The organism is Mycobacterium sp. 3-98, assembly GCF_035918355.1.
Taxonomy (GTDB): domain Bacteria; phylum Actinomycetota; class Actinomycetes; order Mycobacteriales; family Mycobacteriaceae; genus Mycobacterium; species Mycobacterium intracellulare.
Genome location: NZ_CP142360.1, coordinates 1,269,046 through 1,283,309 on the forward strand (window position 1 = coordinate 1,269,046; position 14,264 = coordinate 1,283,309).

At 67.9% G+C, this 14,264-nt stretch carries 9 protein-coding genes; 8 read left to right on the top strand and 1 reads right to left on the bottom strand.

The genetic code is table 11. The annotated features are described in order from the left end of the window. Position 1 precedes the first annotated feature (1 nt). From QGN30_RS06195 to rplL, 4 genes are all read left to right on the top strand, one after another. Positions 2-922, top strand: coding sequence for an ROK family protein (locus tag QGN30_RS06195; RefSeq protein WP_014381144.1), 921 nt, complete (start codon positions 2-4; stop codon positions 920-922). A gap of 39 nt (positions 923-961) precedes the next feature. Beyond that, the gene (locus tag QGN30_RS06200) at positions 962-1,414 is read left to right on the top strand and encodes an anthrone oxygenase family protein (RefSeq protein ID WP_038537594.1); all 453 of its coding nucleotides are present in this window, start codon (positions 962-964) and stop codon (positions 1,412-1,414) included. 257 nt (positions 1,415-1,671) lie between these two features. Continuing rightward, the gene (rplJ, locus tag QGN30_RS06205; protein WP_009956050.1) at positions 1,672-2,295 is read left to right on the top strand and encodes a 50S ribosomal protein L10; all 624 of its coding nucleotides are present in this window, start codon (positions 1,672-1,674) and stop codon (positions 2,293-2,295) included. 44 nt (positions 2,296-2,339) lie between these two features. After that, positions 2,340-2,732: a 50S ribosomal protein L7/L12 gene (gene rplL, locus QGN30_RS06210; protein ID WP_008260886.1), complete on the top strand. Its 393-nt coding sequence runs from the start codon at positions 2,340-2,342 to the stop codon at positions 2,730-2,732. Positions 2,733-2,781: 49 nt separating this feature from the next. On the opposite strand, the gene QGN30_RS06215 is transcribed toward rplL, so the two are convergent. After that, positions 2,782-3,471 (bottom strand): TetR/AcrR family transcriptional regulator, encoded by a 690-nt coding sequence (locus QGN30_RS06215; protein WP_014383309.1) that lies wholly within the window; start codon positions 3,469-3,471, stop codon positions 2,782-2,784. Positions 3,472-3,542: 71 nt separating this feature from the next. On the opposite strand from QGN30_RS06215, the gene QGN30_RS06220 reads away from it, so the two are divergent. The 4 genes from QGN30_RS06220 (at position 3,543) to QGN30_RS06235 (ending at position 14,148) form a co-directional block, all read left to right on the top strand. Next, positions 3,543-5,045 carry a carotenoid oxygenase family protein gene (locus tag QGN30_RS06220; protein WP_009957076.1) on the top strand — a complete coding sequence of 501 codons (1,503 nt, stop codon included), beginning with the start codon at positions 3,543-3,545 and terminating at the stop codon, positions 5,043-5,045. Between the two features lie 171 nt (positions 5,046-5,216). Next, positions 5,217-6,227 carry an ABC transporter ATP-binding protein gene (locus QGN30_RS06225; protein WP_008260873.1) on the top strand — a complete coding sequence of 337 codons (1,011 nt, stop codon included), beginning with the start codon at positions 5,217-5,219 and terminating at the stop codon, positions 6,225-6,227. 407 nt (positions 6,228-6,634) lie between these two features. Next, positions 6,635-10,153 (top strand): DNA-directed RNA polymerase subunit beta, encoded by a 3,519-nt coding sequence (gene rpoB, locus QGN30_RS06230; protein ID WP_085977595.1) that lies wholly within the window; start codon positions 6,635-6,637, stop codon positions 10,151-10,153. Positions 10,154-10,197: 44 nt separating this feature from the next. Then, positions 10,198-14,148 carry a DNA-directed RNA polymerase subunit beta' gene (locus QGN30_RS06235; protein WP_014381138.1) on the top strand — a complete coding sequence of 1,317 codons (3,951 nt, stop codon included), beginning with the start codon at positions 10,198-10,200 and terminating at the stop codon, positions 14,146-14,148. Positions 14,149-14,264 lie beyond the last annotated feature (116 nt).

Genomic DNA, 14,264 nt, shown 5'->3' on the forward strand with positions numbered 1-14,264 from the left:
CATGCCAACCCTCTGCCTGGACATCGGCGGCACCAAAATCGCGGCCGCACTGGTCGATTCGGCCGGCGCGCTGGTGCACAGCGCGATCCGCCCCACCCCGGTCACGACCGCCGCCGGCGACGTGTGGGCCGTCGTCGAGGCGATGATCGCCGACGCGGTGCGCGCGGCAGACGCCCCGATCACCGCCGTCGGCATCGCCTCGGCCGGGCCGATCGACCTGCACACCGGATCGGTCAGCCCGATCAACATCGCGGGCTGGGACCGTTTCCCGCTGCGCGACAGGGTCGCCGCCGCGGTGCCCGGGGTGCCGGTGGTGCTGGGCGGCGACGGCCTGTGTATGGCGTTGGGCGAGCACTGGATCGGGGCGGGCCGCAGCGCGGGGCCGGACGCCCGGTTCCTGCTGGGCATGGTGGTCTCCACCGGGGTGGGCGGCGGTCTGGTGCTCGACGGCGTCCCCTACGCCGGGCGCACCGGCAACGCCGGCCACGTCGGGCACATCGTCGTCGAACTGGACGGGCCGCCGTGCACGTGCGGCGGCCGCGGCTGCGTGGAGACGGTGGCGTCCGGGCCGTGGATGGTGCGCTGGGCGCGCGACAACGGGTGGGCGGCGCCGCCCGGCGCGGGCGCCAGGGACCTGGCCGTCGCGGCGGCGGCCGGAGACCCGGTGGCCCGGCGGGCCTTTCACCGATCGGCCAACGCGCTCGCCGCGATGATCGCCTCGGTCGGCGCGGTCTGCGATCTGGACCTCGTCGTGATCGGGGGAGGGGTGTCCAAATCCGGGCCGCTGCTCTTCGACCCCCTGCGGGCGAAGCTGGCCGACTACGCGGGGCTGGACTTCCTGTCCGGGCTGCGGGTGGTGCCCGGCGAGCTCGGCGGTGCGGCCGGCCTGATCGGCGCGGCCCGCCTTGCGGCCCTGGGCTGACGCGGCGCACGCCGCGCCCGGCTTTCTACGCTGACTGGCATGAACCACAGCATCGACGCGCTCGCGGTCGTGATCACCGGCCTGCTGGTGGGCGTGGAGCTGGCGGTCGCGGTGTTCTTCCACCCGCTCATCGCGCGGCTGCCCGACGACGCCTTCCGTGCGGCCCGCGTCGGCGCCGCCCGATCGCTGGGCACGACGATGCCGTTCTGGTACGCGCTGAGCCTGTTGCTGTTGGTGGCGCTGGCCATCAAGGAGCGGGGCGCGGCGCGCGACTGGCCCTACGGGGCCGCCGGCGCCCTGATGGTGTTGGTCGTGCTGCTGACGGTCACGCTGCTGGTGCCGATCAACAACCGCATCGCCAAGTGGCCGGCCGCCGGTGAGCTCTCGCGTGACCTCGCGGCCCGGTGGGATCGGCTGCACCGGCTGCGGGTGGCCCTGCTGCTGGCGGTGTTCGTCCTGCTGACCCTCGGCGTCACCCGCGCGGTCATCTGAGCCGGCGTCCGGGGTCGCCGTTTTGGCTGACCGCGCAGGCCACGCTATTGTGTTAGCCGTTCCACCGAAGACCGTCGGTCACCGAGCAATCGGTCGAAGGTCCGGGAGTATCCCGGCGGCCCACGCAGGAGGACGAGGCATGACGCCGGCTCGCGCCGGCGTGTTTGTACGCCCCGGCCGTTTCCTGCGCCGGGGCGTTCGTCGTTTTCGGGGGAATCGAGACGACACGTCGCATGACTTCACTTCAGGAGGTAGGCATGGCCAGGGCTGACAAGGCCACCGCCGTTGCGGACATCGCCGAGCAGTTCAAGGAATCGACCGCTGCCCTGGTCACCGAGTACCGCGGCCTGACGGTCGCCAACCTGGCCGAGCTGCGGCGCTCGCTGGGCGCGTCGGCCACGTACTCGGTGGCCAAGAACACGCTGGTCAAGCGTGCTGCGTCGGAAGCCGGGGTCGACGGCCTCGACGAACTCTTCGCCGGCCCGACGGCCATCGCGTTCATCACCGGGGAGCCGGTCGACGCCGCCAAGGCCATCAAGACCTTCGCCAAGGAGCACAAGGCGCTCGTCATCAAGGGCGGCTACATGGACGGCCGCGCGCTGACGGTCGCCGAAGTCGAGCGCATCGCCGACCTCGAGTCGCGCGAGGTGCTGCTGGCCAAGCTGGCCGGCGCGATGAAGGGCAACCTCGCCAAGGCGGCCGGGCTGTTCAACGCCCCGGCGTCGCAGGTCGCCCGGCTCGCGGCCGCGTTGCAAGAGAAGAAGGCCGCAGAGGGACCGGCGGGGCCAGCAGCTTCCGCTGAGCCCGCCGCGGAAGCCGCCCCGGAACCCGCTTCGGAAGCACCCGCCGAGCCTGCGGAAACCCCGGCCGAAGCCGAATAACAACCACCCCGGAACCTGGGAAAAACAAGGAAGGACCCACACCCATGGCAAAGATGTCTACCGACGACCTGCTCGACGCGTTCAAGGAGATGACGCTCCTGGAGCTCTCCGACTTCGTCAAGAAGTTCGAGGAGACCTTCGAGGTCACCGCGGCCGCCCCGGTCGCCGTCGCCGCGGCCGGCCCGGCCGCCGGTGGCGCGCCCGCCGAGGCCGCCGAGGAGCAGTCGGAATTCGACGTGATCCTCGAGTCCGCCGGCGACAAGAAGATCGGCGTCATCAAGGTGGTCCGCGAGATCGTCTCCGGCCTGGGCCTCAAGGAGGCCAAGGACCTGGTCGACGGCGCGCCCAAGCCGCTGCTGGAGAAGGTCGCCAAGGAGGCCGCCGACGAGGCCAAGACCAAGCTCGAGGCCGCCGGCGCCACCGTCACCGTCAAGTAAGTCACTGCGCGCAGGCCCCCGGGATCGAGGTCCCGGGGGCTTCGTGCGCTCAGCGCGCGCCCATCGCGGTCTGCAGCGACTGCGCCACCCGCTCCGGTGAATCACCAAGGGCCACAAGCAGGTTCGACGTCATCGACCCCAGCACCGGGACGACGGCCGAGCTGTCGTCGCCGTAGTAGCCGGCCAGTTCCAGCATGACGAAGCCGTGGATCAACGCCCAGAACTGGGCCGCGGTCGCCACCACGGACGCGTCGTCGACACCGTCTTTCACGGCGCCCGCGGGCTTGATGCGGCCGGCCACCGCGCACCGGTGCACCCCGCGCACCACGTGCGCGAAGCTCGGGTAGTCGCGCTCGATCTCGGCGACCGTCAGCGTCAGGACGTTGTGGGCGGGCGCGTTGATGCCGTGCGCGCTGGTGCTGCCGAACATCAGCCGATACACGTGCGGGCGCTTGATCGCGTAGCGGCGGTAGGCCGCCCCGATCATGAACAGGTCGGCGACCGGGTCGGCGGTGTGCGGCACGGTCAGCGCGGCGTCGAACTGGCGCAGGCCCTCCTCGGCCACCTCGGCGATGAGCCCCCGCATCCCGCCGAAGTGGGTGTAGACCGCCATCGTGGAGGTCCCCGCGGCGCCGGCCACCTTGCGCGTCTGCAGGGCGTCGGGGCCGTGCTCGTCGAGCAGGCCGACCGCCGCGCGCAGCATCTCCTCGCGAACGCTGCGCTGAACGTCTGAAGTCATCGTTGCCATCTTCTCATCGGGGGCGTACGGTGCCAATAACGCTGAAATAACAATGTTATAGGAGCTCAGCCATGGCGACCACGACAACCGCCAAGCCCAGCAACCCCTACCTCGAGGACTTCCTGGCGCCGGTGAGCGCGGAGGTCACCGCCACCGACCTCAAGGTCACCGGACGCATTCCCGAACACCTCGACGGGCGCTACCTGCGCAACGGGCCCAACCCCGTCGCCGAGGTGGATCCCGCCGTCTACCACTGGTTCAGCGGTGACGGCATGGTGCACGGGGTGGCGCTGCAAGGCGGGCAGGCCCGCTGGTATCGCAACCGATGGGTGCGCACCGCCCACGTCTGCGCCGCACTCGGCGAGCCGGCGCCCAGCGGGCTGAACCCGCGGGCCGGCATGCTCTCCGTCGGCCCCAACACCAACGTGCTCAGCCACGCCGGCCACACGCTCGCGCTCGTCGAGGGGGGCGGGGCGAACTACCGCCTCACCGACGAGCTGGACACCGAGGGGCCCTGCGACTTCGACGGAACCCTGTTCGGGGGATACACCGCCCATCCGCACGCCGACCCGCGGACCGGCGAATTGCACGCGGTGTCCTACTCGTTCACCCGCGGGCGGACCGTGCAGTACTCGGTCATCGACACCCAGGGCCGGGCGCGGCGCACCGTCGACATCGAGGTCGGCGGGTCGCCGATGATGCACGACTTCTCGCTGACCGACAAGTACGTGGTGATCTACGACCTGCCCGTCACGTTCGACCCCGTTCAGGTGATGCCGACGAACGTGCCCCGTTGGCTGAGCCTGCCGGCCCGCCTGGTGATGCAGTCGCTCATCGGGCGCGTGCGGCTGCCCAGCCCGATGGCGACGGCGATCAATCGCAACCAGCGGCCGACCAGCCGGATGCCGTACCGGTGGGACGACAACTACCCGGCGCGCATCGGGGTGATGCCCCGAGAGGGGGGAAATCGGGACGTGCGCTGGTTCGACATCGAGCCCTGCTACGTCTACCACCCGCTCAACGCCTACTCCGAGATGCGCAACGGCACAGAGGTTTTGGTGCTCGACGTGGTGCGCTACGCGCGGATGTTCGACCGTGACCTGCGCGGTCCCGGCGACAGCCGGCCGACGCTGGACCGCTGGACCGTCAACCTGGCCACCGGGACGGTGACCAGCGAACGCCGCGACGATCGCCCCCAAGAATTCCCGCGCATCAACGAGGCCTTGCTGGGCGGGCCGCACCGGTATGGCTACACCATCGGCACCGAGGGCGGTTACCTGTCCGGCGGGCGATCCGAGATGTCGACCGCCGTGTACAAGCACGACTACGCGACCGGATCCGCCGCCGCTGCCGATCTCGATGCGGGCCTTTTGCTCGGCGAGATGTCGTTTGTGCCCAATCCCGCACCGGGCGCCGAGGATGACGGCATCCTCATGGGGTTCGGCTATCACCGCGACCGCGACGAGGGCCAACTGGTCTTGCTGGACGCGCAGACGCTCGAGCACGTCGCCACCGTGCATCTGCCGCAGCGGGTGCCGATGGGATTCCACGGCAACTGGGCGCCCGCTGGCTAACACGTGCGTCAAATAAGTTGCGCCATCGGGGCTTCCGGCTGATCTCGGGACGGCCAATTTTTCCCCGCTGTGTGCCGCAACCCTGATGCCGTGTGGCAGGCGTGCGCTACAGTGACTCATGCCACACAAAAGGGCAGGTGGCAGGCATGAGTGTCGACGGAAGGATTTCCCATGGGCGTCGCAATCGAGGTGAATGGGCTCACGAAGTCCTTCGGTTCCTCGAGAATCTGGGAAGACGTGACGCTGGAAATCCCCGCCGGGGAGGTCAGCGTCCTGCTGGGGCCGTCGGGTACCGGCAAATCGGTTTTCCTGAAGTCGCTGATCGGTTTGTTGCGCCCCGAGCGCGGCTCGGTCGTCATCGACGGCACCGACATCCTGCAGTGCTCGGCCAAGGAGCTCTACGAGATCCGCACGCTGTTCGGCGTGATGTTCCAGGACGGCGCGCTGTTCGGGTCGATGAACCTCTTCGACAACGCTGCCTTCCCGCTGCGCGAGCACACCAAGAAGAAGGAAGGCGAGATCCGTGACATCGTCATGGAGAAGCTGACCCTGGTCGGCCTCGGCGGCGACGAGAAGAAGTTCCCCGGTGAGATCTCCGGCGGTATGCGCAAGCGCGCCAGCCTGGCCCGCGCCCTGGTGATGGACCCGCAGATCATCCTGTGCGACGAGCCCGACTCCGGTCTGGACCCGGTTCGTACCGCCTACCTGAGCCAGCTGATCCTCGACATCAACGCCCAGATCGACGCCACGGTGCTGATCGTCACGCACAACATCAACATCGCCCGCACGGTGCCGGACAACATGGGCATGCTGTTCCGCCGCAAGCTGGTCATGTTCGGCCCCCGCGAGGTGCTGCTGACCAGTGACGAGCCGGTCGTCCGGCAGTTCCTCAACGGCCGCCGCATCGGGCCGATCGGCATGTCGGAGGAAAAGGACGAGGCGACCATGGCCGAGGAGCAGGCGGCGCTGGACGCCGGACAGCATGCGGGCGGTGTCGAGGAGATCGAGGGCGTGCCGCCGCAGATCGTCGCATCGCCCGGCATGCCGGAACGCAAGGCCGTCGCCCGCCGCCAGGCGCGGGTGCGCGAGATCCTGCACACCCTGCCCAAGACCGCTCAGACCGCCATCCTCGACGACCTCGAAGGCACCCATCGGTACCGCGCACACGAGATCGGCGAATGAGGGGCGCCGGGCCGGCGGGTTCCGTGATAACTCCGCGTAACACTCCCGGCCCGCCCTCTTGACGACGGGCCCTAAACGAGCCAGTCTGTTGGGCAGCATGTACCTGAACAGTCCGAGGGAAGTCGAGATCGCCAGCCAGCGTCGATGTCCCTGGACCCCCAGGGCTGGGAAGTTGAGGAATGCGCCGTCCTGCGCTATTGTTGGACGTTGCGCTGGCTACCTCCTGCCCACCTCACCCGCCACCTGACACCGTGGTCTAAGCCTGAGCCCCCCTACGTGGCTTAGTTCTTTAGTTGCGCGCGTGAGATCCGGACAGTTCGTTCGCCGGCCGAACCGACACAATTCGCGGCGAGCTGGCCGGTGGTCCCGGCCTTCGTGAGTCGCACGAGGTGCTGGAAGGATGCATCTTGGCTGATTTCCGCCAGAGCAAGACGGATCGCCCACAAAATTCCTCTAACGGAAGTTCGTCGAACGGCTCCGTGCCCGGAGCGCCCAACCGAGTTTCCTTCGCCAAGCTCCGCGAGCCCCTCGAGGTTCCGGGCCTGCTTGACGTGCAGATCGACTCCTTCGAGTGGTTGATCGGCGCGCCGCGGTGGCGCGAGGCGGCCGCCGCGCGCGGCGACGGCAAGCCGGGGGTCACCCCGGTGGGCGGCCTCGAAGAGGTGCTCTTGGAGCTCTCGCCGATCGAGGACTTCTCCGGCTCGATGTCGCTGTCGTTCTCCGACCCGCGCTTCGACGAGGTCAAGGCGCCGGTCGACGAGTGCAAAGACAAGGACATGACGTACGCGGCCCCGCTGTTCGTCACGGCCGAGTTCATCAACAACAACACCGGCGAGATCAAGAGCCAGACGGTGTTCATGGGTGACTTCCCGATGATGACCGAGAAGGGCACCTTCATCATCAACGGCACCGAGCGCGTCGTGGTCAGCCAGCTGGTCCGCTCGCCCGGTGTGTACTTCGACGAGACCATCGACAAGTCGACCGAGAAGCTGCTGCACAGCGTCAAGGTGATCCCCAGCCGGGGCGCGTGGCTGGAGTTCGACGTCGACAAGCGCGACACCGTCGGCGTGCGCATCGACCGTAAGCGCCGCCAGCCGGTCACCGTGCTGCTCAAGGCGCTGGGCTGGACCAACGAGCAGATCACCGAGCGCTTCGGCTTCTCCGAGATCATGATGTCGACGCTGGAGAAGGACAACACCGCCGGCACCGACGAGGCGCTGCTGGACATCTACCGCAAGCTGCGTCCGGGCGAGCCGCCGACCAAGGAGTCCGCGCAGACCCTGCTGGAGAACCTGTTCTTCAAGGAGAAGCGCTACGACCTGGCGCGTGTCGGCCGCTACAAGGTCAACAAGAAGCTCGGCCTGCACGCGGGCGAGCCGATCACCAGCTCGACGCTGACCGAGGAAGACGTCGTCGCCACCATCGAGTACCTGGTGCGCCTGCACGAGGGCCAGCCCACGATGACCGTCCCCGGCGGCATCGAGGTGCCGGTGGAGACCGACGACATCGACCACTTCGGCAACCGCCGCCTGCGCACCGTGGGTGAGCTGATCCAGAACCAGATCCGGGTCGGCATGTCGCGGATGGAGCGCGTCGTCCGCGAGCGGATGACCACGCAGGACGTCGAGGCCATCACGCCGCAGACCCTGATCAACATCCGGCCGGTCGTCGCCGCGATCAAGGAGTTCTTCGGCACCAGCCAGCTGAGCCAGTTCATGGACCAGAACAACCCGCTGTCCGGTCTGACCCACAAGCGCCGCCTCTCGGCGCTGGGCCCCGGCGGTCTGTCCCGTGAGCGCGCCGGCCTGGAGGTCCGTGACGTCCACCCCTCGCACTACGGCCGGATGTGCCCGATCGAGACCCCGGAGGGTCCCAACATCGGTCTGATCGGCTCGCTGTCGGTGTACGCGCGGGTGAACCCGTTCGGGTTCATCGAGACCCCGTACCGCAAGGTGGTCGACGGTGTGGTCACCGACGAGATCCACTACCTGACCGCCGACGAGGAGGACCGCCACGTCGTGGCGCAGGCCAACTCGCCGATCGACGCCAAGGGCCGGTTCGAGGAGTCGCGCGTGCTGGTCCGCCGGAAGGCGGGCGAGGTCGAGTACGTGCCCTCGTCCGAGGTGGACTACATGGACGTGTCGCCGCGCCAGATGGTGTCGGTGGCCACCGCGATGATCCCGTTCCTCGAGCACGATGACGCCAACCGTGCCCTGATGGGCGCCAACATGCAGCGCCAGGCGGTTCCGCTGGTGCGCAGCGAGGCGCCGCTGGTGGGCACCGGCATGGAGCTGCGCGCGGCGATCGACGCCGGCGACGTCGTCGTCGCGGACAAGGCCGGGGTGATCGAGGAGGTCTCCGCCGACTACATCACCGTGATGGCCGACGACGGCACCCGGCACACCTACCGGATGCGCAAGTTCGAGCGGTCCAACCACGGCACCTGCGCCAACCAGTCGCCGATCGTCGACGCGGGCGACCGCGTCGAGGCCGGCCAGGTGATCGCCGACGGTCCGTGCACCGAGAACGGCGAGATGGCGCTGGGCAAGAACCTGCTCGTGGCGATCATGCCGTGGGAGGGCCACAACTACGAGGACGCGATCATCCTGTCCAACCGTCTGGTTGAGGAGGACGTGCTCACCTCGATCCACATCGAGGAGCACGAGATCGACGCCCGCGACACCAAGCTGGGCGCCGAGGAGATCACCCGGGACATCCCGAACGTCTCCGACGAGGTGCTGGCCGACCTCGACGAGCGCGGCATCGTGCGCATCGGCGCCGAGGTCCGCGACGGCGACATCCTGGTCGGCAAGGTGACCCCGAAGGGTGAGACCGAGCTGACCCCGGAGGAGCGGTTGCTGCGGGCGATCTTCGGCGAGAAGGCCCGCGAGGTCCGCGACACCTCGCTGAAGGTGCCGCACGGCGAGTCCGGCAAGGTCATCGGCATCCGGGTGTTCTCCCGCGAGGACGACGACGAGCTGCCGGCCGGTGTCAACGAGCTGGTCCGCGTCTACGTGGCCCAGAAGCGGAAGATCTCCGACGGCGACAAGCTGGCCGGACGGCACGGCAACAAGGGTGTGATCGGCAAGATCCTGCCCCAGGAGGACATGCCGTTCCTGCCGGACGGCACTCCGGTGGACATCATCCTGAACACCCACGGGGTGCCGCGACGGATGAACATCGGCCAGATCCTGGAGACCCACCTCGGGTGGGTGGCCAAGTCCGGCTGGAACATCGAGGGCTCACCCGATTGGGCGGTGAACCTGCCCGAGGAGCTGCGGCACGCGCAGCCGGACCAGATCGTGTCGACGCCGGTGTTCGACGGCGCCAAGGAGGAGGAGCTTGCGGGCATGCTGTCCTGCACGCTGCCCAACCGCGACGGCGAGGTCATGGTGGACGGCGACGGCAAGTCGGTGCTGTTCGACGGCCGCAGCGGCGAGCCGTTCCCGTACCCGGTGACCGTCGGCTACATGTACATCATGAAGCTGCACCACCTGGTGGACGACAAGATCCACGCCCGCTCCACCGGCCCGTACTCGATGATCACCCAGCAGCCGCTGGGCGGTAAGGCGCAGTTCGGTGGCCAGCGCTTCGGTGAGATGGAGTGCTGGGCGATGCAGGCCTACGGCGCGGCGTACACGCTGCAGGAGCTGTTGACCATCAAGTCGGACGACACCGTCGGCCGGGTCAAGGTGTACGAGGCGATCGTCAAGGGCGAGAACATCCCGGAGCCGGGTATCCCCGAGTCCTTCAAGGTGTTGCTCAAGGAACTGCAGTCGCTGTGCCTCAATGTCGAGGTGCTGTCCTCGGACGGCGCGGCGATCGAGTTGCGCGAAGGCGAGGACGAGGACCTCGAACGGGCCGCGGCGAACCTGGGAATCAACTTGTCCCGCAACGAATCCGCGTCCGTTGAGGACCTCGCCTAACAAACGTTTTCAGTTACTAAACCCGCAAGGGGAAAGGGAGTTACGTGCTCGACGTCAACTTCTTCGATGAACTCCGGATCGGTCTGGCCACCGCGGAGGACATCAGGCAATGGTCTTACGGCGAGGTCAAGAAGCCGGAGACGATCAACTACCGCACGCTGAAGCCCGAGAAGGACGGCCTGTTCTGCGAGAAGATCTTCGGACCGACTCGCGACTGGGAGTGCTACTGCGGCAAGTACAAGCGCGTCCGCTTCAAGGGCATCATCTGTGAGCGCTGTGGTGTCGAGGTGACCCGCGCCAAGGTGCGTCGCGAGCGGATGGGCCACATCGAACTGGCCGCGCCCGTCACGCACATCTGGTACTTCAAGGGCGTGCCGTCGCGGCTGGGGTACCTGCTCGACCTGGCGCCGAAGGATCTCGAGAAGATCATCTACTTCGCCGCCTACGTCATCACCTCGGTCGACGAGGAGATGCGCCACAACGAGCTCTCGACGCTCGAGGCCGAAATGATGGTGGAGCGCAAGGCCATCGAGGACCAGCGCGACGCCGACCTGGAGGCCCGCGCCCAGAAGCTCGAGGCCGACCTGGCTGAGCTGGAGGCCGAGGGCGCCAAGGCGGACGCGCGCCGCAAGGTCCGCGACGGCGGCGAGCGCGAGATGCGTCAGCTGCGCGACCGGGCCCAGCGTGAGCTGGATCGGCTCGAGGAGATCTGGACGACCTTCACCAAGCTGGCTCCCAAGCAGCTGATCGTCGACGAGAACCTCTACCGCGAGCTGATCGACCGCTTCGGTGAGTACTTCACCGGCGCCATGGGCGCGGAGTCGATCCAGAAGCTGATCGAGAACTTCGACATCGACGCCGAGGCCGAGATCCTGCGCGACGTCATCCGGAACGGCAAGGGGCAGAAGAAACTTCGCGCCCTGAAGCGGCTCAAGGTGGTCGCCGCCTTCCAGCAGTCGGGCAACTCGCCGATGGGCATGGTGCTCGACGCCGTCCCGGTGATCCCGCCGGAACTGCGCCCGATGGTCCAGCTCGACGGTGGCCGGTTCGCCACCAGCGACCTCAACGACCTGTACCGCCGGGTGATCAACCGGAACAACCGCCTCAAGAGGCTGATCGACCTCGGCGCGCCCGAGATCATCGTCAACAACGAGAAGCGGATGTTGCAGGAGTCCGTGGACGCGTTGTTCGACAACGGCCGTCGCGGCCGCCCGGTCACCGGACCCGGTAACCGCCCGCTGAAGTCGCTGTCCGATCTGCTCAAGGGTAAGCAGGGCCGGTTCCGTCAGAACCTGCTCGGCAAGCGTGTCGACTACTCGGGCCGCAGCGTCATCGTGGTCGGCCCGCAGCTCAAGCTGCACCAGTGCGGTCTGCCCAAGCTGATGGCGCTGGAGCTGTTCAAGCCGTTCGTGATGAAGCGGCTGGTCGACCTCAACCACGCGCAGAACATCAAGAGCGCCAAGCGCATGGTGGAGCGCCAGCGTCCCCAGGTGTGGGATGTCCTCGAAGAGGTCATCGCCGAGCACCCGGTGCTGCTGAACCGCGCGCCCACCCTGCACCGGCTGGGTATCCAGGCCTTCGAGCCGATGCTGGTGGAAGGCAAGGCAATTCAGCTGCACCCGCTGGTGTGTGAGGCGTTCAACGCCGACTTCGACGGTGACCAGATGGCGGTGCACCTGCCGCTGTCCGCCGAGGCGCAGGCCGAGGCCCGCATCCTGATGCTGTCCTCGAACAACATCCTGTCGCCCGCGTCGGGCCGTCCGCTGGCCATGCCGCGTCTGGACATGGTGACCGGGCTGTACTACCTGACCACCGAGGTCGACGGCGACAGGGGCGAATTCAAGCCCGCCGCCAAGGACGAGCCCGAGGTCGGGGTGTACTCCTCACCGGCCGAGGCGATCATGGCGTCCGACCGTGGCGTGCTGTCGGTGCGGGCCAAGATCAAGGTGCGGCTGACCCAGCTGCGCCCGCCCGCTGAGATCGAGGCCGAGCTGTTCGGCGCCAACGGCTGGCAGCCGGGGGACGCCTGGATGGCCGAAACCACGCTGGGCCGGGTGCTGTTCAACGAGCTGCTGCCGGTGGGCTATCCGTTCGTGAACAAGCAGATGCACAAGAAGGTGCAGGCCGCCATCATCAACGACCTGGCCGAGCGCTACCCGATGATCGTGGTCGCGCAGACCGTCGACAAGCTCAAGGACGCCGGTTTCTACTGGGCGACCCGCAGCGGTGTCACCGTGTCGATGGCCGACGTGCTCGTGCCGCCGCGCAAGAAGGAGATCCTCGACCAGTACGAGGAGCGGGCCGAAAAGGTCGAAAAGCAGTTCCAGCGTGGCGCTTTGAACCACGACGAGCGCAACGAGGCGCTGGTGGAGATCTGGAAGGAAGCCACCGACGAGGTCGGTCAGGCGCTGCGTGAGCACTACCCGGCCGACAACCCGATCATCACGATCGTCGACTCGGGTGCCACGGGTAACTTCACCCAGACCCGGACGCTGGCCGGCATGAAGGGTCTGGTGACCAACCCCAAGGGTGAGTTCATCCCGCGTCCGGTCAAGTCGTCGTTCCGCGAGGGCCTGACCGTGCTGGAGTACTTCATCAACACCCACGGCGCCCGAAAGGGCTTGGCGGACACCGCGTTGCGTACCGCCGACTCCGGGTACCTGACCCGTCGTCTGGTGGACGTGAGCCAGGACGTCATCGTCCGCGAGCACGACTGCGAGACCGAGCGGGGCATCGTCGTCGAGCTGGCCGAGCGTCAGCCCGACGGCACCCTGATCCGCGACCCGTACATCGAAACCTCGGCGTATGCACGGACTTTGGGCACCGACGCGGTCGACGAGGCCGGCAAGGTCGTCGTCGCTCGCGGCGAGGACCTGGGTGACCCGGAGATCGAGGCCCTGCTGGCGGCCGGCATCACGCAGGTCAAGGTGCGCTCGGTGCTGACGTGCACCACCGGCACCGGGGTGTGCGCGACCTGTTACGGGCGGTCCATGGCCACCGGAAAGCTGGTCGACATCGGCGAGGCCGTCGGTATCGTCGCGGCCCAGTCCATCGGTGAGCCCGGTACGCAGCTGACCATGCGGACGTTCCACCAGGGTGGTGTCGGTGAGGACATCACCGGCGGTCTGCCCCGGGTCCAGGAGCTGTTCGAGGCCCGCATCCCGCGCGGCAAGGCGCCGATCGCCGACGTCACCGGGCGGGTCCGCCTCGAGGAGGGCGAGCGCTTCTACAAGATCACCATCGTTCCCGACGACGGGAGCGAGGAGGTCGTGTACGACAAGCTCTCCAAGCGGCAGCGGCTGCGCGTGTTCAAGCACGAAGACGGTTCCGAGCGGGTGCTCTCCGACAACGACCACGTCGAGGTGGGCCAGCAGCTGATGGAAGGCTCGGCCGACCCGCACGAGGTGCTGCGCGTGCAGGGCCCCCGCGAGGTGCAGATCCACCTGGTCCGCGAGGTCCAGGAGGTCTATCGCGCGCAGGGTGTGTCGATCCACGACAAGCACATCGAGGTGATCGTTCGCCAGATGCTGCGCCGCGTCACCATCATCGACTCGGGCTCGACGGAGTTTTTGCCCGGCTCGCTGATCGACCGCGCGGAGTTCGAGGCGGAGAACCGCCGGGTGGTGGCCGAGGGCGGCGAGCCCGCCGCCGGCCGTCCGGTGCTGATGGGTATCACGAAGGCGAGCCTCGCCACCGACTCGTGGCTGAGCGCGGCGTCGTTCCAGGAGACCACGCGAGTGCTGACCGATGCGGCGATCAACTGCCGCAGCGACAAGCTCAACGGTCTGAAGGAGAACGTGATCATCGGAAAGCTGATCCCGGCCGGTACCGGCATCAACCGCTACCGCAACATCCAGGTGCAGCCGACCGAGGAGGCCCGGGCCGCCGCGTACACGATCCCGTCCTACGAGGATCAGTACTACAGCCCGGACTTCGGCCAGGCCACCGGCGCCGCGGTTCCGTTGGACGACTACGGCTACAGCGACTACCGGTAGTTTCTGCGACAACGACAAAGCCCCGGGTTTCGCCCGGGGCTTTGTCGTTGCGTGGGACGCCGAGCCGGTCGGGTGTGCGGCCAGCCGCACGTTCGGACTCGGGTGTGCGGCCAGCC

Coding starts and splice junctions, on each gene's coding strand:
- QGN30_RS06195 (WP_014381144.1), top strand. CDS start 2: ATGCCAACCCTCTGCCTGGACATCGGCGGCACCAAAATCGCGGCCGCA.
- QGN30_RS06200 (WP_038537594.1), top strand. CDS start 962: ATGAACCACAGCATCGACGCGCTCGCGGTCGTGATCACCGGCCTGCTG.
- rplJ (WP_009956050.1), top strand. CDS start 1,672: ATGGCCAGGGCTGACAAGGCCACCGCCGTTGCGGACATCGCCGAGCAG.
- rplL (WP_008260886.1), top strand. CDS start 2,340: ATGGCAAAGATGTCTACCGACGACCTGCTCGACGCGTTCAAGGAGATG.
- QGN30_RS06215 (WP_014383309.1), bottom strand. CDS start 3,471: ATGACTTCAGACGTTCAGCGCAGCGTTCGCGAGGAGATGCTGCGCGCG.
- QGN30_RS06220 (WP_009957076.1), top strand. CDS start 3,543: ATGGCGACCACGACAACCGCCAAGCCCAGCAACCCCTACCTCGAGGAC.
- QGN30_RS06225 (WP_008260873.1), top strand. CDS start 5,217: ATGGGCGTCGCAATCGAGGTGAATGGGCTCACGAAGTCCTTCGGTTCC.